We start from the raw sequence: 22,444 nt of genomic DNA, 5'->3' as shown, positions 1-22,444 counted from the left end.
CCTCGCATCCACCAGTCCGCCCCTCTCGCTCGCACCGCAGCACGAACGCCAGTGCCGCAATCCTCGGATCTCTCATGGTCATCCATAGATATACAAAGGAGATTAATACTCCTCTAGGAGACTGTATTGTTTTCACATCCATATAGCCAAGTTTTACCACTGCGCTTCCCAGAGAGTGCTGTATGAGCACGACTACCGATGGGGTGGCCCGAGAGATCACGTTCAACGACGCCGAGTTTCGCGAGCGCCTTCGCGAACTCCCGCCGAGCGCAAAGCTCGTCGCCAAAGTACTCGAAACTGAAGCGCCGCTGTCCCAGGGCGATCTCGCCGAGCAGTCGCTGCTGCCCGACCGAACCGTCCGGTACGCACTGAACCGCCTCGAAGAAGTCGGGCTCGTCGATTCCCGGTACAGCTTCCGCGACGCCCGCAAGCAGGTCTACTTCCTCGCCGACACGCGATAATGCGGATCGAGCGGGTCGACCTCGATATCTCGTCCCGCGCGCCCGGTGGTGGGGTGGCCGCCTACGTGTGCGGTGACGACGACGTGATTCTCGTCGATCCCGGTGGCGACAGCGATCGCCTTCGCGAGGTCGTCGCCGAGGCCGGCGTCGCCCACGTCCTCGCCACACACCACCACCCGGACCACGTCGGTGGAATCGCAGCCTACGCCGACGAAGCGACTGTTTGGGCCCGTCGTGGACGCGAGAGCGAGTTCGAACGCGCCAGCGGCGTCTCGCCCGATCGCACCTTTACCCCGGCGACGACGATCCAGACCAGTGGCGGCACGGTCGAAATTGTCGACACACCTGGCCACGCACCCGAACACGTCGCGCTCCGGGTCGGTGAGTCGTTCGTGACCGGAGACCTGGCCGTCGCGGAGGGCAGCGTCGTCGTGGGCGCACCCGAGGGTGACATGCGGACCTATCTGAGTAGTCTCCGTCGACTCCACGCTCGCGACCCCGCCCGCCTCTACCCCGGCCACGGCACCGTGATCGAGGCACCACGAGCGGTACTCGGACGGTTGATCGCACATCGACTCGACCGCGAAGACCGCGTTCTGGCGGCCGTCGACGCCGGCACCGAGACACTCGAAGCGATCACCGACGCCGCCTACGAGAAAGACGTTTCCGGCGTCGCGGATCTCGCTCGCGCGACGGTTGCTGCCCACCTCGAAAAACTGGCAGTCGAGGGCGCGATTCGGTGGAACGGCCAGCGGGCGCGGCCGGCATAGCGCGGCCCTTTAGTTGCCAGCGCCGCTTTTTCTGCTATGGAATCGCTCGAAGCCGAACTCGACCGAGCCAGGGAACTCGACGTGGCCGAACTGGCTGACGCTATCGAATCCATCGGCTTCGAGTGTACGCGCTGTGGGGCCTGCTGCAAGGCCGAGACCTGTGGACTCGAGGGCGAAGACGGCGACACGGAACCCCACACGGCGACGGCTTTTCCCGACGAGATCAGCCGAATCCAGGCGCGTGACGACTACGACTGGCGCGACGTGGCTCGCCCGATGCCGTACGGACTGACCGAGGACGAAGGTGAGCCAGGGGGCGAAACCTTCGAGTGGGCGCTGCAGACAGACTCCTGTGGGGACTGTACGTTCTACGCCGAGGACGAGGACGGAACGGGAGCCTGTACGGTCCACGAGGATCGGCCACTGATCTGTCAGACCTACCCGTTCAGCGTCGCGCTGGGTGGGACGAGCCAGCCGATGGGCGAGGCGGTTGATGAGGAAGGGATGGTCCGGGCCCACGAGTGTGAAGGCCTTGGTCGGGACATCTCACGTGCGGAGGCCGAGGACCTCGCCCGGACGCTCAAAGAGCGGGCGATCCGCGAACTCGAAGAGGCCATCGGAGTCCGCGAGAACTACGAGCCTGTCGAGAGTGACGACGTTGTCGTCTACGACTCGGACGGACCGAAACGTATCGACGGGACGCCCTACTGATTTTTCGCACACGTGGGAACGAACGAGACTGGGGCTGCAGATCCGCCGGCAGGTTCTTAATGGAGGCCTACGACCGGCCCAATGGAGGATATAGCCTTGGAGATCTCAGAGAAACTCCTGTGTCTGTTCAGTGCGGATGTATCAGCAGAAGACGACCGCTACGTGATCGAGGTGCCCCGCCGCGAGGTCGAGACCGGTTCGATCGACCCCGGCGAAACTTACCGGGTCGCGCTCATCTCCGGCGAGCAAGAGGAAGATGAAAACGAGACGACCGAGAGTGCGCCCTCGGAACCCCAGCCCCCAGTCGAGAACGGGGAGATTCGGTACGTCGAGATCGAGGACATCGGCAAGCAGGGCGACGGCATCGCTCGCGTCGAACGCGGCTACGTGATCATCGTGCCTGGCGCCGACATCGGCGACCGGGTCAAAGTCGAGATCACCGAAGTCAAGTCCAACTTCGCCGTCGGCGAGATCATCGAAGAAGACATCTGACCCGGCCTGGTGGGGGGTCCCTCGACGGCGTTTCCTGCTCGTACCAACGCCAGTGCTGACGCTCGTCGTCCCTCCCGATCGGGCGTCCGTTTCTGGAGAAAACCGCAAGACTGCAGCGTGTTAACAGACTGTACCAAACCCCCTATAACAGTTTCGTCCGTACCTGAAAGTATGAGCACGACGGCATCCCAGGCAGCGACCGCGGCGCCGACCACGTTGACGGACAAACAGCAGGCGATCCTCGACTATCTCCGGAAGAACGCCGACACGCAGACGTACTTCAAGTCCCGACTCATCGGCGAGGAACTGGACATGTCCGCCAAGGAGGTCGGGACGAACATGACGCCGCTGCAGGAGGGCGAGTTCGACATCGACGTCGAGAAGTGGGGCTACTCCTCCTCGACGACGTGGATGGTCACGACCTGAACGCTCTTAGCGACTCTCGCGCTGTTCGACCTTGTTCAGCTCGATCAGGAGACGAAAGACAGCCTTGACCAGGTTGGAGTCGACGTCGAAGCGCTCTGCGTTCTGGCCGGCGCGATCCATGACGGCCTGTTCCTGTTCTTCGTCGGTCGTCGGCAGTCCCTGTTCGTCTTTGACCTGGGCGATCGTGTCGGCGACGTAGGTCCGCTGGGCAATCTTCTCGACGATCTCGCGATCGATGGTCTCGATCTCCTCGCGGAGCTCGTCGAGGCTCATCTCGTCTGTGTCCCGGAGTTCTGTGTCGTTGTCAGCCATGTGGATCCGTCTCGTTGTTCCCACGTCTTGCGTACACCCTCTAATGCCTCCCGATCCCCGACAGCGACGACGCTCGGCCCCGTCCCCGACAGCGAGACGCCCTCGACCAGCGGCATGGCTTCGACCATCGGTTCGGTCGAGAAATCGAGTGCCGCCGAGAACGCGAGTCCGTTGACGGTCATCGCGCGGCCGTACTCGCCGCCGAGGGCGAGGTCCACGACGAGGTCGGCCATCGGGGCGACCTGCTTGCAGCGCTCGACGTCGGCGTCGGCGCTGAACGACTGCTCGTCGGGCGTCCACACGAGGACGTCCCAGTCGACTTCCTCACGAGCGAGCAAGTCGTCGCTCGTGTTGTTCGTGACTGTCACGCCGCCGAGCATCGACGCCGAAGCGTCGTCGAACGCGCCCGTCACTGTGACGCCGACGTCCCGGGCGGCCATGACGCCGAGGCGGGCGGCGTCCTCGCGAGTCATCTTCTCCTCTTTGCCGAGCGCGTCGAGTGTCGCCATGACGGTCGCGTTGGCCGCGGCCGATGAGGACTTCAGGCCGGAGGCCATCGGGACCTCGCTCTCGGTCCGGACGTGTGCGCCCGAGACGGCGTTCGGGCCGGTCACATCGGGGTCACCGTGAGCATCGAGGACGTACTCGACGCAGGTCTCGATGAGGCGGGTGTCGGCCTCGGGATCTTCGGCGACTTCGCCGGTGATCTCCTCGGAATCGGTCAGTAACTCGACGGTCGCGGTCGTGTAGGCGTCGATGGCGAACGCAGAGCCCTTGCCGTTGGCGAGTGCGTTCAACACCGTGCCGGCGGCCGGCGCTTTCGCCTGTCCCTGCATGGTCGTCTGTGCGTACGAGCCGGTATTAAGGGGTGGTGATTCGGGACTGAAAAGGATCGAGACGGGTCCGGACGGCCGTCAGTGCTGGCGGCGGTGGGTGAGGAGCGCAGCGAGGGCGACTGCCAGGACTGCGAGCGTTGCGGTGAACCCTGGGCCCGAGCCACTCCCACTCGACTCTTCGGTAGTCGTCGTCCCGCTCCCCGTGGTATCTTCGTCTGACGTGGTCGTTTCCTCGCCCGACGTAGTCGTCTCTTCGCCTGGTGTCGTGGTGGTGTCGCCCGGTGTCGCCGTCTCCGAGTCGTCAGTCGACTCGACGGTGACGGTCAGGGTGTCGGTGTCGGTGTTGCCGGCGCTGTCGGTGGCGGTCAGCGTCACCGTGTAGGTGCCGGCTTCGTCGTAGGCGTGACCCGCCGTCTCGCCCGCGGCTGACGTGCCGTCTTCGAAGCTCCACTGGTAGCTGTCGATTCCGACGTTGTCCGACGACCCCGACCCGTCGACACTCACGGTCGAGCCGACTTCGACGGTTCTGTCGGGGCCGGCCTCGGCGGTCGGCGCGGTCCGGTCTTCGACGGTGACGGTCAGGGTGTCGGTGTCGGTGTTCCCTGCGCCGTCGGTGACTGTCAGCGTCACCGTGTAGGTGCCTGGCTGATCGTAAGCCTGGGAGGCGGTCACACCACTCGCCGCAGATCCGTCGCCGAAGTTCCACTGGTAGCTGTCGATCCCGACGTCGTCTGACGACCCTGACCCGTCGACACTCACGGTCGAGCCGACTTCGACGGTTCTGTCGGGGCCAGCCTCGGCGGTCGGTGCCGTCTGGTCTCCGACAGTGATGGTCAGGGTGTCGGTGTCGGTGTTGCCACCGCTGTCGGTGACCGTCAGTCGCACCGTGTAGGTGCCGGGGTCGACGAACGTGGACCTCGCGGTTGGCCCGGTGGCGTCGGTCGTGCCGTCACCGTCGACGTCCCATCGGTACGTCGTGATGACACCGTTGTCGCTCGAACTGGAGCCGTCGAAGTTGACAGTCGTGCCCTCCTCGACGGACTGGTCCGGTCCGGCCTCGGCGGTCGGTGGCGTCGTGTCGACGACGGAGACAGTGAGGGTGTCGGTGTCGGTGTTACCCGCGTCGTCCGTTACACGGAGCGTGACGGTGTAGGTCCCAGTATCGGCGTAGGTGTGAGACGCTGTTTCGCCGGTCGTTTCGTAGGTCCCGTCGCCGTCGACGTCCCACTCGTAGCTCGTAATCCCGACGTTGTCGCTCGAAGCGGTCCCGTCGAAGGTCACGCTGGTGTCCTCCGAGACCGTCTGGTCTGGCCCGGCCTCGGCGGTCGGGCCCGTGACGTCATCGACAGTGACGGTCAGGGTGTCGGTGTCGGTGTTACCGCCACCGTCGGTGACCGTCAGCGTGACGGTGTAGGTTCCCGGGTTGACGTAGGTGTAGCTGGGTGTCACCCCGGTCGCCTCGACCGTCCCGTCGTCGTCGACGTCCCACTCGTAGCTCGCGATGTTGCCGTTGTCGGTGGATCCCGAACCATCGAAGCTCACTGCGGTTTCCTCCATGACTGTCCGGTTCGGACCGGCCTCGGCGGACGGGGCGATCGTATCCTCAACGGTGACGGTCAGGGTGTCGGTGTCCGTGTTCCCGTTGGCATCGCTGACAGTCAGGGAAACGGTGTAGGTGCCGGGATCGGCGTAGGTGTAACTCGACGTGGTACCGGTGGCGTCGACGGTGCCGTCACCATCGAGGTCCCACTCGTAGCTGTCGATTCCGACGTTGTCGCTCGAACTGGAGCCGTCGAAGTTGATGGTCGACCCCTCGTCGACGGTCTGGTCGGGGCCAGCCTCGGCGGTCGGTGGCGTCGTGTCGCCGACGGTGACGGTCAGGGTGTCGGTGTCGGTGTTGCCGGCGTCGTCGCTGACGGTCAGTGTCACTGTATAGCTTCCTGCCGCCGTGTAGGTGTAACTCGGCGTCGGCCCGGTGGCGTCAGTCGTGCTGTCCCCGTCAAAGTCCCACTCGTAGCTCGTCACGCCGACGTTGTCGCTCGAAGCGGTCCCGTCGAAGTCCACTGCCGTGTCCTGTGAGACGGCCTGGTCGGGACCGGCCTCTGCGGTCGGTGCGGTCACGTCGTTGACAGTGACGGTCAGGGTGTCGGTGTCGGTGTTGCCGGCGTCGTCGCTGACGGTCAGTGTCACTGTATAGCTTCCTGCCGCCGTGTAGGTGTAACTCGGCGTCGGCCCGGTGGCGTCAGTCGTGCTGTCCCCGTCAAAGTCCCACTCGTAGCTCGTCACGCCGACGTTGTCGCTCGAAGCGGTCCCGTCGAAGTCCACTGCCGTGTCCTGTGAGACGGCCTGGTCGGGACCGGCCTCTGCGGTCGGTGCGGTCACGTCGTTGACAGTGACGGTCAGGGTGTCGGTGTCGGTGTTGCCGGCGTCGTCGGTCGCGGTCAGAGTGACGGTGTAGATGCCGGGGTCGGCGTAGGTGTAACTCGGCGTCGGTCCGGTGGCGTCAGCCGTGCCGTCACCGTCGAAGTCCCACTCGTAAGTGGTCACGCCGACGTTGTCACTCGAACCAGTCCCGTCGAAGGAGACACTGGTATCTTCGTCGACGGTCTGGTCGGGGCCAGCGTCGGCGGTCGGTGCAGTTGTGTCCTGGACCGTGACGGTCAGGGTGTCGGTGTCGGTGTTGCCGGCGTCATCGGTCGCAGTCAGGGTGACGGTGTAGGTGCCGGGGTCGGCGTACGTGTAACTCGGAGCCGGCCCGGTGGCGTCGGTCGTACCGTCACCGTCAAAGTCCCATTCGTAGCTCGTCACAGCGACGTTATCGGACGAGCCGGAGCCGTCGAAGGTGAACGAGGTGTCTTCGTCGACAGTCTGATCCGGTCCGGCGTCAGCAGTCGGCGCAGTCGTGTCCTGGACTGTGACGGTCAGGGTGTCGGTCGCGGTATTCCCACTACCGTCAGTCACTCGCAGGGTGACGGTGTAGGTGCCGGGGTCAGCGTAGTTCGCCAACGGGGTCGCACCCGTCAGCTGGTAGGTGCCGTCGTCGTCGGTGTCCCACTCGTAGCTGGCGATGTTGCCGTTGTCCGACGAGGCCGACCCGTCGAAGGTGAACGAGGTGTCCTCGTCGACGGTGAAGTCGGTACCAGCGTCCGCGTTCGGCGGCGTCACGTCGTTGACGGTCACCGTCAGCGTGTCCGTTCCCGAGTTACCGGCGGCGTCGGTCGCAGTCAACGTCACCGTGTAGGTTCCGGGGTCGGCATAGGTGTACGAAGGCGTAGCGCCGGTCGTCTCCACGGTGCCGTCTCCGTCGAAGTCCCACTCGTAGGTGTCGATGCCGACGTTGTCGGTCGAGGCCGTCCCGTCGAAGGTGAACGAGGTGTCCTCGTCACCGGACGTCTGGCTGTTGCTCGCGTCCGCGTTCGGCGGCGTTACGTCGTTGACGGTGACGTTCACCACGTCGGTCGCGGTGTTGCCACCGCTGTCGGTCACCCGCAGCGTGACGGCGTAGGAGCCGGGATCGGCATAGGTCGCGGAGCCAGTCTCACCGGTGACTTCGTAGGTACCGTCGTCGTCGGTATCCCACTCGTAGGTGAGACTGTCACCGTTGTCGGACGAGGCCGAGCCGTCGAAGGTGAACGAGGTGTCCTCGTCGACGGTGAAGTCGCTTCCCGCGTCGGCGGTCGGTGCGGTCGTGTCCTGCACGCTGTAGGCGCCGGACTGTGTGACGAAGGCCGCGGCGGGCGAACCGCCGCTATCGTCGTGGAGTCCCAGCGTCAACGTCTGCGTGCCGTCGTCGGCGTTCCCGACGTTGCCCACGGTGACGTCGAACTGGTCGCCGCTCGCGGGGTCGTCGATGACGTCGCCCGCGGCGAGGTCGAGCACGAGCGTCTGGCCATCGGGCGTCAGGACAGCCTCGACGGTCCGGCTGCCGCTTGGCCCCTCGATCGAGACGTCACCGGTCGTCACGCCCGAGAGATCGGCCGTCGCCGAGCCGAAGTCGACCGAGACGTACTCGCCCGCGGGGTTGCCGACCTGACCGAAGGTGAAATTGATCGCGTACGTGCCTGCCTGTCCGGTCTCGCTCGGCACCGGATCGGCCGTCGTGAGGCTGAGCTGTGCCGGCGTCGGCGGGCCGTCGGGTGCCGGACCGGTCAGCCACGGCTCGATGTCGATCTGACCACCGGCACCCTCACCTGCACTGGGACCGCCCGCGTCGCCCCACCAGTTCAGTTCGGCGTCGACTGTCCCAGTAGTGGTGCCCGCGTACAGCCCGTAGTTGTTGCCGACGACGTTGTTCCAGTTGACGGTGATCGTCGAGCCGTCGATAGTCCCGTCGCCCACGAGGATTCCGATCCCGTTGCCGCCGCCGTCACCGTTGTTCCGGATCTGGTTGTAGGTGATCGTCAGCCCGTCGGAGTCGGTGGCTTCGATTCCGTTGGTGAAGCCGGTGATCTCGTTCTCGGAGATCATACTTCCGGTCCCACCGTCGTCACGGAGTTCGATCCCGGTAGCAGTCTTGTCGCCGTTGTGGATCTCGTTGTCCACAGCGGTGAGCTGCTCGTTCGCGGAGATGCCCGAAACGCCCGAGCTGGCCTGGATGATGCTGTTGCGCACCTCGACGGTGTTCATGCTGAACGTGTTGATGATCGCCACCGGTGACCCACTGGACCTCAGCGTCAGCCCGTCGATCGTCAGGCCGTCGGAGGCGCTGCCGGAGTTTATCGTCGGCGTCCCGCCCTGCCCGACGATCACCGTCTCGGAGGCCGCGCTGGCCGAGGTGAGCGTCAGGTCGCTCGCCGTCGTGATGCTGTTGAAGTCGAGCGACGTCTGGTAGGTGCCGGGATAGATCGTGATCGTGTCGCCGGCCTGGACGTCGTAGCTGCCCGAGTCGATGGCGCTGGCGGGTGAGACGAACGACTGACCGCTGCGCTCGTTCTGAGCGATCCCCTCCAGTGTAAGATCCTGGGAGACGTCGCTGCCCTCAACCGACATCGACGCGCTGGCACTGACGTGGTTGGGTGCCGAGGCGACGACGGTGTAGCTCCCGTCGGAGACGTTCCGGAACGAGTAGGTCCCGCTGGCGTCGTTGGTCGTCGAGTCGACGAGCGACCCACCCGCGTAGAGCTGAATCGTCACCTCGCCGTTGCCGGCCGTGAAGTCCTCCGCACCTGAGTCGACGCTTCCCTGGATGACTGGCGTTCCTGGGTTGGCCGAGGTACGGAACGGGTCGAAGTCGATAGCACCGTTGAGTCCTTGACCGGACCCAGGTCCTTGATTGCCTGGCCCGTCGCTGGCTCCCCACCAGTTGTAGCGGGCGTCGAGCTGGTTGCCGTTAGAATTGACGTAGGAACCATACGCGTTGTCGAAGATATTGTTGTTGTTGACGACACTGTTGGTAACGGTGACAGCTCCGCCGCCCTGCTGGTTCACCTGCAGGGCAGTCCCGCCGTCGTTGTTACTGATCTCGTTGTCGACGACGACGGTGCCGTCTGAGCCGGACGTGAGCCAGACACCGTGACCCGCGCCCGCCCCGCCGTCGGAATTGTCTATCGTGTTGTTTCGAAGAGTGATCGCATCTTTGACGATCACACCGACACCGTTTCGGACGAGTTCGGACCGTTCGACTTCAGTGCCGGTAGATCCGCTGTCTGCGAATATGCCGTAGTTATTGGCCTCGGTGATATTGACGTTCTCGACGGTAATCTGGCCGTTCGTGTAGATGCCGTTTCCGATGACATTATTCCCGTCGATGACGCTGTCACGGAGCGTGATCCCGTCATTGACGAGTGCCACCGACGACGCTGCACCGCCGTTGCGGAAGGTGAAGCCCTCGACGACGACGTTCTGACCCGTCACTAGCAGCGAGTCATCTCCGCTGGATGCGTCGATGATCGTCTCCGAAGCGTTGCCGGTCGCTTCGAGTGTAATCCCCGAGGTTCCGATGTCGACGTTCTCGGAGTACGTCCCGGGCGCGACTGTGATCGTCGCGCCGGAACTCGCGTTCTGGACGGCGTTGTTGATGCTGACGTAGCTGTTGCCCGAGTCGGTGTTCAGCACGCGTGCGTCGAGCGTGACGTCTTCAGTCACGTCGCCGCCAGCAACCGAGATCGACGTCCGACTCGTCTGGTGCTGGTCTGCGCGCACGACGACGGTGTAACTCCCGTCGGCGACGCCGTTGAACGCGTACTCGTCGGAACTGTTGGTGTACGTACTGTCTACGACCGTCCCGCCCTGTTTGAGGACGACGCTGGCCTGCCCGGAGAGCCCGCCGTCCTGGGCCGCCGACGTTACCGTCCCGCTGACGGTCGACCCACTCGTAGCGCCGCCAGCGAGCGACGTCGGTCCGTCAGCGCCCGCTCCTGCCGGTGCCGTCGCTCCGAGTGCGACGACTCCCATGACAGCCAGTAGTGCTACACAGACTGCTCGAATACTTACCGTTCGGTGCCCCCTTGAGTTGGCGATTGTTCGTGTCATCGTCTTCTGGTGATCCATGGTGGCGCTCTTCTCGCCACCTCGATCGGTCCGTCCACGTCTGCCCGTAGTCGCGGGCGGACTCTCAGCACGATCGGCACGATCTCAAGCCTCTGCGTGTGAGAAAGTCACACACGCCCCCTCGTATCGAACCTGACCGTGTCTCTACCTTATTCGACATTGTTTATCACAAAGTATTTTCGGTTTTCTTCGCTTTCAGTATCTTCGACACTTCTATCAGCCGATCTGATTGGGAAAAATTCGGTCGGTACGTGCGCACTCGAACGCGGTTCTTTTGCACTGCCGCCACGAACGCCGGGGTATGAGTCGCCCGAGCGAAGTCGCACCCTCGACGCTGCCCGTCGAACTGACCGAGGACGGCATCGCCGTCGAGTACCTCGACGGCCGGACGGTGTTCTACCATGGCGTGCCGGCCACGGCCGAGACGCCGCTGACGACGAGCCCCGGCAAGGACGTCCACGCCCTCGTCACCGACGAGAGCGGCACCGAGGGAATCCTCACGTACGTCGACGAGCGCAAGACCGACGGCGACATCCTCGAATCCAGCGGCGTCGGCCGGGTCCTTCTCGAAAAGGGCGAGACGACGAGTCTCTATCCCGGTGTTCGAGTCCACCGAACGGGCTTCCGCTACGAGATTGAGGTCGACTTCGACGCTGTCGAGGGGCGGGTGTTCGTCTTCGAAGAGGACGAGATGGGAGAGATGGGGCGGGAGATAGTAGCGGAGTAGCGGTTTTTGGTCCAGCTTTTTGCGCGACCGACCGGCGAGAGGGAGCGGAAAAAGGTGGTTGCAGGAGGACGAGATGGGAGAGATGGGGCGGGAGATAGTAGCGGAGTAGCGGTTTTTGGTCCAGCTTTTTGCGCGACCGACCGGCGAGAGGGAGCGGAAAAAGGTGGTTGCAGGAGGACGAGATGGGGGAGATGGGGCGGGAGATAGTAGCGGAGTAGCGGTTTTTGGTCCAGCTTTTTGCGCGACCGACCGACGGGGGGAGCGGAAAAAGGTGGTTGCAGGAGGACGAGATGGGGCGAATGGATAAATAGCTGTCAGGAGTAGTCGGGCGTGAATGCTCGCGGAGGTGGTGGTATTCGGCGTCGGACTGGCGACGCTCGTGTTCGGGGCTGATAGAGCCGTCGACGCGGCTGGCGATCTCGCGCTCTACTACGGCGTCTCGCCGTTTTTCATCGGTGTCACCGTCGTTTCGATCGGGACGTCGGTCCCGGAGATGGTGACGTCGATCTACGCCTCCTACTACGGGGCTGGCGACCTCGTCGTCGGGAACATCGTCGGCTCTGAGACTGCTCAGATCACGCTGGCGATCGCCGTCGTCGCCTTCATTGCGCCGATCGTCGCCAAACGACGAAACATCGCCATCTACGGGACGGCGATGATCCTCTCGATGATTATCATGCTCTTGACCCTCGAAGACGGGCAGATCGTCCGTTCGGAGGGCCTGCTGATGATGCTCGCGTACACGCAGTTCATCTACATCCTCTACACGAACGAGGGGGGCGAGGAGATCACCGAGGAGGTTCTGGAAGAACCACGCACGCCGCTGCAGTCGGTCCCCTGGATCGTCGGCGGCCTCTTCTTGGTCGTCGTCGGTGGGCAGGTGATGGTCACCAACGGTGTGGCGATCGCCCAACTGCTCGGCGTACCGGAGTACTTGATCGGTCTACTGACCGGACTCGGGACGACCGTGCCCGAGGTCGTCGTCGCCGGGATCGCGGCCTACGAGGGTCGAGGTGGAATCTCCGTCGGATCGCTCCTCGGCAGCAACATCACCGATCCGGTGTTCTCACTCGGTGTCGGCGCGGTCTTCTTCGATGTCGTGGTCGATGACCCCGCAGCGATGGGACCATCGCTTCTGTACATGGTCGGCGTCTCGATTGCGGTCCTCGGGTTGTTCTACTGGCGGCGCGGGATCGACCGGCGGGCTGCCGTCGTCTGTCTCCTGTTGTATCTGCCGACCTTTCTCGTCGTGTGAGCGGTCTCCGGCCGCTCACTGGATGTAGGAGGGGTCTTCCGAATCGCAGTTCGTCTCGTGTTGTTCGGCTTCGGACTGGTCGTCGAACATCAGCCCACACTCCTCACACTGGTACCACGTCATGTCGTCGCGTTCGGTTGTGGCGACCATACACGAGTGTGGGTCGTGGTACCGTATATTCGTTGCCCCACTGAAACCCTCAAGGGAGTCGGTCCCGAACGCCCCCACATGACAGGCGGCAACGGGGTGGAGCTGACGGTCGCGGGTGCGCGCAAGCGCGATGCAGGCCGCGGGATCGCACGATTGCCCGAGCCAGTACGGAGTCGGCTCGGGGTCCTCAGCGGCGATTCGGTGATCATCCAAGGGGACTCGACGACGGTGGCGAAGGTCTGGCCGGACGACGGCGACGAGGACGTCGTCCGGATCGACGCCGACACCCGAGCCAACGCCGGGGTGACGATCGGTGACACCGTCAGGGTCCGTCCGGCGACGGTCACTGACGCCGAGTCGATCACCGTCACGCCGACCGAGGACCTGGGTGAGATGGAGCCGACGGCGGCCGGCCCGCTGGTCAAAGAGGGGCTGCTCGACCGCCCGCTCAGGCGGAACGAACAGTTCCACGTCGACGGCGTCGGCGGGTTCCGCGTGCTGGAGACGACGCCCGGCGGGTCTGTCCGAGTCGATCCCGGGACCGACGTCGACGTCGTCCCGCCCGAGGAGGCCGTCCGACAGCGCGACGAGGGTGACGACAGCGCCGCGAGCGATAGTGATGAGAGCGAGCAAGAACCCGGCGGGACGACCTACGAGGACATCGGCGGGTTGGACGACGAACTCGAAAAAGTCCGAGAGATGGTCGAACTCCCGCTGTCGAATCCCGACGTCTTCCGGCGGCTCTCGATAGCACCGCCCAGCGGCGTTCTCCTGTACGGCCCGCCCGGCACGGGCAAGACGTTGATCGCGCGGGCGGTCGCCAACGAGGTCGACGCCTACTTCGACGTCATCTCCGGGCCGGAGATCGTCTCCAAATACAAGGGCGAGAGCGAGGAGCAACTCCGTGAGGCGTTCGACCGGGCGGCAGAGAACGCGCCGTCCATCCTGTTCATCGACGAAGTCGACTCCATCGCGGGACGGCGCGACGAGGACAGCGACATGGAGAACCGCGTCGTCGCCCAGTTGCTGACGCTGATGGACGGCCTCGAAGATCGCGGCCGCGTCGTCGTGATGGGCGCGACCAACCGCGTCGACGCGGTCGATCCCGCACTCCGCCGGGGCGGTCGCTTCGATCGCGAGATCGAGATCGGCGTCCCCGACGTTACGGGCCGTCGTGAGATCCTCGACGTCCACACGCGCGGGATGCCCCTGGCCGACGACGTCGACCTCGATCGGCTGGCCGAACGCACACATGGATTCGTCGGCGCGGACGTCGCGTCGCTGGTGACCGAGGCGGCGATGGCGGCGCTGCGACGCGACAGCGAGAAGCCGACGGTCTCGCGGGCGGACTTCGAGACGGCGATGGCCGCGGTCGAGCCCTCCGCGATGCGGGAGTACGTCGCCGAGTCACCGACCGTCGACTTCGAGGACGTCGGCGGACTCGACGACGCGAAAGACACCCTCGAACGTGCCGTCGAGTGGCCGCTGCTGTACGGGCCGCTGTTCGAGGCCGCCGACACGGATCCGCCCAGTGGCGTCCTGCTCTATGGCCCGCCCGGCACGGGAAAGACCCTCCTCGCGCGGGCACTCGCGGGCGAGAGCGGCGTCAACTTCGTCCACGTCAACGGGCCCGAACTGCTCGATCGCTACGTCGGCGAGTCCGAGGAGTCAGTCCGAGAAGTGTTCGAACTGGCGCGCCAGACCGCGCCGACGATCATTTTCCTGGACGAGATCGACGCTGTCGCGGGCAAGCGTGGCGAGACCCACGAGGTGACTGAGCGGGTCGTCTCCCAGCTGCTGACCGAGCTTGACGGCGTCGTCGACAACCCAAACGTCGTGGTCGTCGCCGCCACGAACCGCAAGGCCGTACTCGACGACGCGCTGCTCCGCCCGGGTCGGCTGGAAGAACACGTCGAGGTCCCGCTGCCGGACGCCGCCGGGCGCCGGAAGATCTTCGACGTTCACACCGATCGCAAGCCGCTGGCCGAGGACGTCGATCTGGACGCCCTCGTTGCACAGACAGAGGGCTACTCCGGCGCGGAGATCGAGGCGCTCGTCCGGGAGGCTGCCATGGCCGCCATCGACGACATCGTACTGGCACACGATCCCGAGAAAGCAAACGAGTACGCCGACGAGATTTCGATCACGACCGCTCACTTCGAGGAAGCGCTCGAAGACTGATCAGGTGTCGTCGGGTGCGTCGTCGCCTCCGTCTTCGGATGCCTCGTCAGCTTCGTCTCCGGCCGTCTCATCGGCCGCGTCGTCGAACGTTGCGGGCGTCCACCGGAGCGTCAGTGTCGACGATTCAGGCCCGCTCCCGAGCAGTCCGTCCTCGCTCGCGATCTCGATCGATTGGGGGGCCGGCAGCTCGATCGTCTCCTCGTCGATTCGCAGCCCGAGCGGCGTCCGCGAGGTGGTTCGTGCGTCGATCGTCGAGAGGGCGTGCTGCAACTCGGTCTTCGTCCAGCGTCCGGTCTCGTCGATCGGGCTGATACCGCCGATGACAGGCCGGATGCTCACGTCCGCGCTCCGGTTCGAGAGGACCGCGTTGACGACGACCCCGAGCAGGATGACGAGGCCGGTGACGTACAGCCAGGTCAACAACAGCAGGATGCCGCCGACGACGTTCTGCTCGCCCGAACTGACGTACAAGCGAAAGCCCGCCTGGAAGGTCGTCACGCCGACCGCGGCGAAGACGGCCCCGGGAAGGATCTCGGGGACGCTGACGTCCGTGTCCGGAAAGACGTAGTACATTGGCAGGAGGACGAGCGTCAGGCCGAAGACGACCACCACTGGTTCGACGAACGCCAGAGCGCCCTCCGTCGGGACGACCCGGTAGACCAGCACCGCGAGCAGGATCGCGATGGCGAACGTGCCCAGCACGAGCACGCCGTCGGTGAGCTGGTCGAAAAAGGTGTTCTCGGCTTCTGTCTCGTAGATGTCCGAGAACGCCGTATCCAGCCCGCGGAAGATTCGTAACGTCCCCCAGATCAACACGACGATCCCGAGGACCGAGACGCCGGTCGAGCGACTGGCGTCGCGCATCTCCGCGATTAGCACCTCCTGGGCGCCCTCGGTGAAGACTGCGCGGCTCAATCGAATGAGTCCGGCCTCCATCGACGCATTTCCGAGGCCCGAGGCGACGTACAGCAAGAGCGCGAACAGCGGCAACAGCGAGACGAACGCGTGATAGGCGATACTCCCGGCGAGAAACGGGATCTTCTCGACGCGGGCCTCGTGGACGATCGCCCGAACCACGCGCTCGACCCGCGCCCGATCGATCTGCATACTATCCGATTCGCTGCTCGGACCAAAAGGATGGCCGTCCCCCGCCGCGCATATCGAGCGGCGATTTTATCATGGTGGTTTATAATGATCTTTATATCAGCCGGCGTCCAATTCCCGAGCATGGCGTCAGATTCCTATCAGCACTACGTTGGCGGCGAATGGATCGACGGCGAGGGAACCGAGACCTTCGACAGCGTCGATCCGGCCACCAGAGAGACACTGGGGACGTTCCCACGCGGGACGCCCGACGACGTACAGCAGGCCGTCGCAGCTGCCGAAGACGCCGTCGAGGAGTGGCGTGCAGAGTCCTACATCGACCGCGCGGAGTACCTCTGGGACGTCTTCCACGAACTCCGGGATCGCCACCAGGAACTGGGCGAGATCGTCACCAGAGAGTGCGGCAAGGAGATCAGCGAGGGCAAAGCCGACGTGACCGAGGCCTGGCACATGGTCGAGTGGGCCGCCGGCAACGCTCGCCACCCCCACGGTGATATCGTGCCCAGCGAGATCTCCAGCAAGGACAGCTACATGCGCCGCAAACCGAAGGGCGTCGTCGGCTGTATCACGCCCTGGAATTTCCCGGTCGCGATCCCGTTCTGGCACATGGCCGTCTCACTGGTGGAAGGGAATACCGTGGTCTGGAAGCCCGCCGAGCAGACGCCGTGGTGTGGTCAGACCATCGCCGAGATGTTCGACGACGCCGGTATTCCTGACGGTGTGTTCAACATGGTCCAGGGCTACGGGGACGCCGGCAACGCCATCGTCGAGGACGAGCGCGTCGACACCGTTCTCTTCACCGGCTCGGCGGAGGTCGGTCACAAGGTCGCAGGCAAGATCGGCGGCCAGCCCGGCAGAAGCGCCTGCTGTGAGATGGGTGGCAAGAACGCGATCATCGTGACCGAGAACGCCGACCTCGATATCGCCCTTCACTCCGCCGTGATGTCGAGTTTCAAGACGACGGGTCAGCGGTGCGTGTCGAGCGAGCGGTTGATCGTCCACGAGGACGTCTACGACGAGTTCAAAGACCGCTTCGTCGATCTGGCCGAGGACGTCGCTGTCGGCGATCCCCTCGATGAAGACACCTTCATGGGGCCGGTCGTCGACGAGAGCCAGGTCGAGAAGTTCGGCCGCTACAACGATCTGGCCCGGACCGAGGGCGCGAACGTCCTCGTCGATCGCGAGCGACTCGACGACGCGGAGATCCCGGACGGCTTTCAGGATGGGTTCTGGGTCGGGCCGTTCGTCTACGAGGTCGACTACGACCCCGACCTGCGCTGTATCCGCGAGGAGGTGTTCGGCCCGCACGTCGCGCTGATCGAGTACTCGGGTACGATCGAGGACGCCGTCGAGATCCACAACGCCGTCGACTACGGCCTGGCGGGCGCGGTCATCTCGGAGGACTACCGACAGATCAACTACTACCGTGACAACGCCGAGGTCGGCCTGGCTTACGGGAACCTTCCGTGTATCGGCGCGGAGGTCCAGTTGCCCTTCGGCGGCGTGAAGATGTCCGGGTCGGGCCCGCCACACGCCCGCGAGGTCATCGAGGCCGTCACCGAGCGCACCGCCTGGACGCTGAACAACTCCAAGGAGATCGAGATGGCTCAGGGGCTGAGCGCGGAGATCAAGACCGACGAGTAGGACCTCACTGGTTCCGCCACAACGGACCTGCCTTTCCCCGACGCGAGCGATGAAACGCTCGCACGGCCACCGCCCCGAGTTCTTCTGACCCCGTGTTACCGGGCAGATTCCTCCAGCGCGTCCAGCACCGCCGGTGAGTAGAACGTCACCTCGTTTCGAAGCGTCTCGACGGACAGCCACCGCGCGAGACACGTCTCTCCGCGCTCGCGCTCGTCGAACTCGAACTGCTCGCGTTCGTAGGGCCACTCCTCGACGATTTCGCCCGCGTAGACCCGCCAGATTTCGTGGCCCGTCTCGCCGTCGACGTCGAAGACGTCCTCGAAAGTACCGACGTGGCGCTCCACTCGAAACTCGACGCCCATCTCCTCTGCGAACTCACGGACGACGGCTTCGCGGCTGTGCTCGCCGAACTCGACACCGCCGCCGAGCAGCCGGTAGAACGTCTCGCCGGTCGCCGGATCGGAGTCCTCGCCGACGAGCAGTTCGTCGCCGCGCCGCACGACGCCGAGGGCGACGGGTCGGATCTCACGCCAGGACATACCGAACGCTGTCGCGGGAGGGAACTAAGCCTGACGACCGCGAGGACAGGAGACGTGGTGGACGAGAGACGACCGGGAGAGGTCGTCCGGACGACCTGTGGCCGAGGCGAGCGACGCGGCCGAGCAGCGAGGCGGATCGTGGTTTTCGCCGGCGATGACGAGAAAAGCGTCGTGCCGGCGAGTAGGCGTAAGGACTACGCCATCATAAAAGAGGGTGTCTCGACTGTTCACCTATCGCCTGTCCGCCAGCGCTGGGAATTCCGCTCTGACCTCGCTCACACGTTCGGCCTCGACGGTCGCCGTCACGAGCCCTGGCTGGTCCCCGCTACTGGCCAGTGTCGTCCCCCAGGGATCGTAGACTGCCGACCGGCCCAGAAGTTCTGCGTCGTCGAACGTCCCGACGCCGTTGGTCGTGGCGACGTAACAGAGGTTCTCGACCGCTCGCGCCCGTGGAAGGAGTCGCCAGTGTTCGACGCGGGGATAGGGCCAGGCGCTCGGGACGAGCACCAGTTCGGCCCCTGTTTCGACCAACTCGCGATAGAGTTCGGGAAAGCGCAGGTCGTAGCAGGTCGTGACGGCCACGCCGAGCCCGCCCAGGTCGGCCACGGGGAGTCGCTCGCCCGGCGTGAGCAGCTCCTGTTCGGCCGAGTCGTAGCCAAAGAGGTGGTGCTTTCGGTAGACGAGCCGGCGCTCGCCCTCGCTATCGAATAGGACCGCGGTGTTGGCGAGCCCCTCGCCGGCCGGCACGAGTACATCGGTCTCGGCAGCCGTCTCGGCCAGATCTTCGACGACGCTCCCAGCGAGGAGTGCAACCTCCTGCTCGACAGCCGTCTCTCGGAGCCGTTCGAGCGTCGGGCCGACGAGCGACTCGGCCGCGCGAGCGTAGGAATCGAACGCGAAGTAGCCCACGGAGAACAGCTCGGGCAGAATTACGAGGTCCGCACCGTCGCTTGCGGCCGATTCGATCGCTGTGAGCGCTCGCTCGAGATTTTCGTCTCTCGCGGCTGGCTCGATCTCCAGCTGGGCGAGCGCGAGCTTCATGGCCGCAGTCCGAGATCCTCGAAGATCGCGTCTTCGAGGTTGTCGAACTCGGTTTCGAGGTTCCGCTTGAAGAAGCGTTCGACACCTGGGACCCGCCCCTCGACGGTGAAGCGGTTGGTCAGTCGCGTGCCCTCCTCGGTGGGTTCGAGTTCGTGCTCGCCGACGACGCGCATCACTTTCGAGCGACCGGTGAACTTGACGTACCGGGGTGGGTCGCGTTCGACGTCCTCGGTTTCGATAGTGATCGTTCGGTTGATCACCGGGATCGGGAGTTTGATCTGCCAGGTCGCCTTTCGTCCGTCCCCGTCTTTCAACTCGAAGTCGACGACGACGCTGATCGGTCGAGCGCGCTTCTCGGGGTCGACGATGAATTCCCAGACCCGTTCTGGCGGTGCAGGCACGGACACGACGCGCTCGACCCGAATCGTCATACCGGGCGTAGGGGTCCCGGGAGCAAAAAAGCCTGCCTACGACCAGCCGTCCGCCGCACGGCGGCTGTCACGCGCGGGTGACCCGCCAGGTCGTCGACCGGGCGCGGCCCCACTTCTCGATGTCGACATCCTCGGACTTCTCCGCGAGTCGGGGCAGGCGGACGCCGACCTGTTTGGCCGAGAGGCCGATCCCCTCGGCGATCTGCTTGGCGCGGAGGTAGGCCTCGCCACCGGCAGCGCGTTCGCGGACGTACTCCAGAATGCGCCGTTCCTCCTCGCTGAATTCGCCCATGCCTACGTGTACGTGCTGGGCGGTAAAAATCGTTTGTTTGTGGCAGGATTGCCCTACCCGCCGTAGACGTGCAGCGCTGCGACCGCCAGACCACCAGCGATGACGGCCAGCGCGAACCCGCCGGCCGCAATCTCCTGTGTTTCGGCTGCGAGATACATTACGGCCGCACCGACTAGCCCGAGTGCGCCAAAGGCCATCGCGAGGCCGATTCCGAGGTCTGAGCCCGTCGCCGTTTCGGTCATGGTCGTCGCTACCGCCAGTCGAAACTTAAGTCATTCGCTGGCGGGCGTCTGGATCGTCGTGTGCTCGCTCTCCTCGTTCAGCGCGAGGTTCGTCGCAATCTCGGCGTTCCGGACGGCGTACTCGGCGGTCTGCTGGAGGCTCACGAGCACTTCCCGGACTTCGAGCAAGTCCGTGTTCGCCATCTCCGGGAGGTCGTCGAGGATCTCACGAACGCGATTCTCGACTTCCGAGTAGCGCTGGCGGACCTCGATCGCGTCGTTGTAGTCGCGCTGGACGGCCGCGTGGGCGGCCTGCTCGGTGAGTTCGTTGACCTGATCGGTGAACTCGCGGATCCGCTGCATCGTCGAGGAGTCGACCTTCAGCGAGTGGTCCTCGGCTTCCAGCGCGATCTCGGCGATGTCCTCGGCGTTGTCCGCCGTCAGTTCGAGGTTCTTCGCGATCGAGCGATACCCGATCAGCGGGAAGCCGTCATCCAGCCCGACCGCCCGGGCGAGATTCGGATTCTGGTAGGAGGTGAAGATCAACCGAAGCATGAGCACGAAGATCTTGTTGGCCTGTCGTTCCCGGTTGAGCGCTCGCTGAGCGAGATCCGGGTTGCCGTGAGCCAGCGCCTTGATCGCCTCGTTTCGCATGGTCGAGCCGGTCGATTCCAGCCGCTCGATGAGGTTGTCCAGCGTGAAGTCCTCGGGGTCGACCGAACAGCGGATGGCGATCCGCTCGGGCGTCTCCTCGATCACGCCCAGGCCCATGAGCTGGGTCTCGGCGTTGTAGACGGCGTTGATGTGCTCGCTCGCCAGCGTCGCGCCGTCGCCGGCATCGACGTGGATGATCCGCCGCCCGAGGACGTACTGGGCGACGATCGCGCGTTCGAGACTGTCGGCGTCCAGCCCCGCCGCGTGGATGATCGCTTCGGACTCTTCGGACTGCACTGATTCGGGGAGGACGGTCAGCGTTCCCTTGTCGCCGATCCGCAGCGACACCTCGTCGCCCTTCTCGACGCCCTGGTTGGAGGTCCACTCCGCCGGCAGGGTCATCGCCAGCGTCGATGGCCCCAGCCGCTGCACTTTCCTGGTTTCCATACGTCCTTTATGATCGGCAGTGTACCTTAACCTTGTGCATACACGACTATATCTGGTCGTTCGTCCACCCGCGACCTAGACGACGCCACCGCCTGCTGGTAGCTTACACGACTTCCATGAGTCGCCGTTCGAACCGACCGACGCGAACCCGCTGCCACCCGCGTAACTGCCCGTCGAGTTCGGCGTCGCCGGTATCGACCCGGAGGACGCCGAGCTGGTCGACCTTCCGGCGTGAGGCGACGACCTCGATCTCACAGCGGCGGATCACGTCCGGCGAGAGCTGCTGGTTGCCGCGGCCGAAGACGAACCCCTGGCCGCCGATCGGCGAGACGACGATCACGTTCTCCTCGCCCAGCGCGTCCAGAATCTCTTGCTCGCTCCCGTCTGTGACCAGGAGTTCGCCGTCGCGCCAGACGTCGACGCCCAGCGGCGACCCCTCGAAGTCGAGTTCGCGTTCGATTGCACCCACGGTGCTGCCGGGGCCGAACACGTAGGTCACATCTGCTCGAATCTCGTCGGCGAAGCCCTCGGCGACGGCTTCCACTGTGCCGGCGGCCAGTTGCTTGCTCGCCTGGCGCTCCTCGGCCCGGGGAACGTTCACGACCGCGCGCAACTCCGAACGGACCGTCCCCTCGCGATAGGCGTCCTCGTCGATGTCGTTGACCTCGCCCTCCTCGACGGCGTCGAAGGTCGCGGCGATCCGGCCGGCTGCTCGCGGTGTCACCCCGAATACCGACGAGTAGACCTTGACGCCCGCGGGAACGCCGAAGATCGGGGCCTCCGCACCCTCCAGTGCCTCGGCGACGTCGACGGCCGTCCCGTCGCCGCCGACGAACAGCACGAGATCGACCCCGCGATCGAGAAACGACTGAACTGCCGCGCGAGTGTCGTCGGCCGTGGTTTCCACGATGTCGGCGTCGCGGCCGGCGGCGGCCTCGCCCACGATCTCGGGGTCGAATCCCGCTTCGCGGGCGACGGCCTCGCCCATGACGCCGGCGTAGGTCACGATCTCGACATCGGCGTCGGTCGCGGCCATCGCTTCCAGAGCCTCGCGGGCGCGGTCGGTCGCCCGTGGCTCGGCACCGCGCTCGCGCGCCTGCTGGACGTTTCCGTCGGTCCCTTTCAGCCCTACCCGGCCACCCATGCCGGCGATTGGGTTGACGACGACGCCGATTCTGCGCATATCCACTCCTGTGTGCGCCGGCAGGAAAGCCCCTCGGTGTCTGATAGTGGTTGCTGTCGGTCTGTTCCGGATCGATCG

21 protein-coding genes are annotated in these 22,444 nt (G+C 64.9%); 9 read left to right on the top strand and 12 right to left on the bottom strand.

The features are described 5' to 3' along the window. Positions 1 to 182: 182 nt before the first annotated feature. The 5 genes from DV733_RS03890 (at position 183) to DV733_RS03870 (ending at position 2,860) form a co-directional block, all read left to right on the top strand. A complete protein-coding gene (locus tag DV733_RS03890; protein WP_049993882.1) occupies positions 183 to 461 on the top strand; it encodes a helix-turn-helix domain-containing protein in 279 nt (92 codons plus the stop codon). Next, entirely contained in the window at positions 461 to 1,231 is a 771-nt protein-coding gene (locus DV733_RS03885) for an MBL fold metallo-hydrolase (RefSeq protein WP_049993881.1), read from the top strand. Before DV733_RS03890 ends, DV733_RS03885 begins: the two co-directional genes overlap by 1 nt. Positions 1,232 to 1,267: 36 nt before the next feature. Next, positions 1,268 to 1,942 (top strand): YkgJ family cysteine cluster protein, encoded by a 675-nt coding sequence (locus DV733_RS03880; protein ID WP_049993880.1) that lies wholly within the window; start codon positions 1,268 to 1,270, stop codon positions 1,940 to 1,942. Positions 1,943 to 2,038: 96 nt separating this feature from the next. Beyond that, positions 2,039 to 2,434 (top strand): TRAM domain-containing protein, encoded by a 396-nt coding sequence (locus tag DV733_RS03875; protein ID WP_049994318.1) that lies wholly within the window; start codon positions 2,039 to 2,041, stop codon positions 2,432 to 2,434. Positions 2,435 to 2,605: 171 nt separating this feature from the next. Then, the gene (locus DV733_RS03870; protein ID WP_049993879.1) at positions 2,606 to 2,860 is read left to right on the top strand and encodes a DUF7123 family protein; all 255 of its coding nucleotides are present in this window, start codon (positions 2,606 to 2,608) and stop codon (positions 2,858 to 2,860) included. Between the two features lie 6 nt (positions 2,861 to 2,866). On the opposite strand, the gene DV733_RS03865 is transcribed toward DV733_RS03870, so the two are convergent. The 3 genes from DV733_RS03865 to DV733_RS03855 form a co-directional block, all read right to left on the bottom strand. Further along, entirely contained in the window at positions 2,867 to 3,172 is a 306-nt protein-coding gene (locus tag DV733_RS03865) for a chorismate mutase (RefSeq protein WP_049993878.1), read from the bottom strand. Further along, positions 3,130 to 4,008 (bottom strand): shikimate kinase, encoded by an 879-nt coding sequence (locus tag DV733_RS03860; protein WP_049993877.1) that lies wholly within the window; start codon positions 4,006 to 4,008, stop codon positions 3,130 to 3,132. The genes DV733_RS03865 and DV733_RS03860 overlap by 43 nt, the downstream gene beginning before the upstream one ends. A 78-nt stretch (positions 4,009 to 4,086) precedes the next feature. Further along, positions 4,087 to 10,401, bottom strand: a complete 6,315-nt coding sequence (locus DV733_RS03855; protein ID WP_161569337.1) for a PKD domain-containing protein — start codon at positions 10,399 to 10,401, stop codon at positions 4,087 to 4,089. Positions 10,402 to 10,798: 397 nt separating this feature from the next. Between DV733_RS03855 and DV733_RS03850 the strand changes: the two genes are divergently transcribed. Both DV733_RS03850 and DV733_RS03845 read left to right on the top strand, forming a co-directional pair. Next, complete coding sequence (locus DV733_RS03850) at positions 10,799 to 11,224, top strand: DUF5796 family protein (RefSeq protein ID WP_049993875.1); 426 nt, start codon at positions 10,799 to 10,801, stop codon at positions 11,222 to 11,224. A 334-nt stretch (positions 11,225 to 11,558) separates the two neighbouring features. Beyond that, a complete protein-coding gene (locus tag DV733_RS03845; RefSeq protein WP_049993874.1) occupies positions 11,559 to 12,479 on the top strand; it encodes a sodium:calcium antiporter in 921 nt (306 codons plus the stop codon). Positions 12,480 to 12,494: 15 nt separating this feature from the next. Here the strand turns inward: DV733_RS03845 and DV733_RS17605 are convergent, their stop codons facing one another. Next, on the bottom strand, positions 12,495 to 12,629 hold the full coding sequence (locus tag DV733_RS17605) for a DUF7128 family protein (RefSeq protein WP_049993873.1): 135 nt from the start codon (positions 12,627 to 12,629) through the stop codon (positions 12,495 to 12,497). Between the two features lie 78 nt (positions 12,630 to 12,707). Here DV733_RS17605 and DV733_RS03840 point away from each other — a divergent pair, with 78 nt between their 5' ends. After that, complete coding sequence (locus tag DV733_RS03840; protein WP_049993872.1) at positions 12,708 to 14,810, top strand: CDC48 family AAA ATPase; 2,103 nt, start codon at positions 12,708 to 12,710, stop codon at positions 14,808 to 14,810. Here DV733_RS03840 and DV733_RS03835 read toward each other — a convergent pair whose 3' ends face one another. Then, the gene (locus DV733_RS03835) at positions 14,811 to 15,917 is read right to left on the bottom strand and encodes a YihY/virulence factor BrkB family protein (RefSeq protein WP_079979417.1); all 1,107 of its coding nucleotides are present in this window, start codon (positions 15,915 to 15,917) and stop codon (positions 14,811 to 14,813) included. It lies immediately after the preceding gene. Between the two features lie 120 nt (positions 15,918 to 16,037). Between DV733_RS03835 and DV733_RS03830 the strand changes: the two genes are divergently transcribed. Then, complete coding sequence (locus tag DV733_RS03830; RefSeq protein ID WP_049993871.1) at positions 16,038 to 17,558, top strand: aldehyde dehydrogenase family protein; 1,521 nt, start codon at positions 16,038 to 16,040, stop codon at positions 17,556 to 17,558. Between the two features lie 95 nt (positions 17,559 to 17,653). Here the strand turns inward: DV733_RS03830 and DV733_RS03825 are convergent, their stop codons facing one another. From DV733_RS03825 to DV733_RS03795, 7 genes are all read right to left on the bottom strand, one after another. Further along, positions 17,654 to 18,097: an NUDIX hydrolase gene (locus tag DV733_RS03825; protein WP_049993870.1), complete on the bottom strand. Its 444-nt coding sequence runs from the start codon at positions 18,095 to 18,097 to the stop codon at positions 17,654 to 17,656. A gap of 231 nt (positions 18,098 to 18,328) precedes the next feature. Continuing rightward, positions 18,329 to 19,138: a carbon-nitrogen family hydrolase gene (locus DV733_RS03820; RefSeq protein ID WP_049993869.1), complete on the bottom strand. Its 810-nt coding sequence runs from the start codon at positions 19,136 to 19,138 to the stop codon at positions 18,329 to 18,331. Further along, complete coding sequence (locus tag DV733_RS03815; RefSeq protein ID WP_049993868.1) at positions 19,135 to 19,569, bottom strand: SRPBCC family protein; 435 nt, start codon at positions 19,567 to 19,569, stop codon at positions 19,135 to 19,137. Before DV733_RS03815 ends, DV733_RS03820 begins: the two co-directional genes overlap by 4 nt. 67 nt (positions 19,570 to 19,636) lie before the next feature. Continuing rightward, the gene (locus DV733_RS03810; protein ID WP_049993867.1) at positions 19,637 to 19,861 is read right to left on the bottom strand and encodes a DUF7123 family protein; all 225 of its coding nucleotides are present in this window, start codon (positions 19,859 to 19,861) and stop codon (positions 19,637 to 19,639) included. A gap of 53 nt (positions 19,862 to 19,914) precedes the next feature. Continuing rightward, the gene (locus DV733_RS03805) at positions 19,915 to 20,103 is read right to left on the bottom strand and encodes a DUF7525 family protein (RefSeq protein ID WP_049993866.1); all 189 of its coding nucleotides are present in this window, start codon (positions 20,101 to 20,103) and stop codon (positions 19,915 to 19,917) included. Between the two features lie 30 nt (positions 20,104 to 20,133). Beyond that, positions 20,134 to 21,183: a PhoU domain-containing protein gene (locus DV733_RS03800; RefSeq protein WP_049993865.1), complete on the bottom strand. Its 1,050-nt coding sequence runs from the start codon at positions 21,181 to 21,183 to the stop codon at positions 20,134 to 20,136. Positions 21,184 to 21,286: 103 nt separating this feature from the next. Then, positions 21,287 to 22,366 (bottom strand): ATP-NAD kinase family protein, encoded by a 1,080-nt coding sequence (locus DV733_RS03795; RefSeq protein WP_049993864.1) that lies wholly within the window; start codon positions 22,364 to 22,366, stop codon positions 21,287 to 21,289. Positions 22,367 to 22,444: the final 78 nt, after the last annotated feature.

Source organism: Halapricum salinum (assembly GCF_004799665.1).
Classification (GTDB): Archaea; Halobacteriota; Halobacteria; order Halobacteriales; family Haloarculaceae; genus Halapricum; species Halapricum salinum.
The sequence above is the reverse complement of the archived record's forward strand: the minus strand, read 5'-3'. Positions and strand labels throughout refer to the sequence as shown.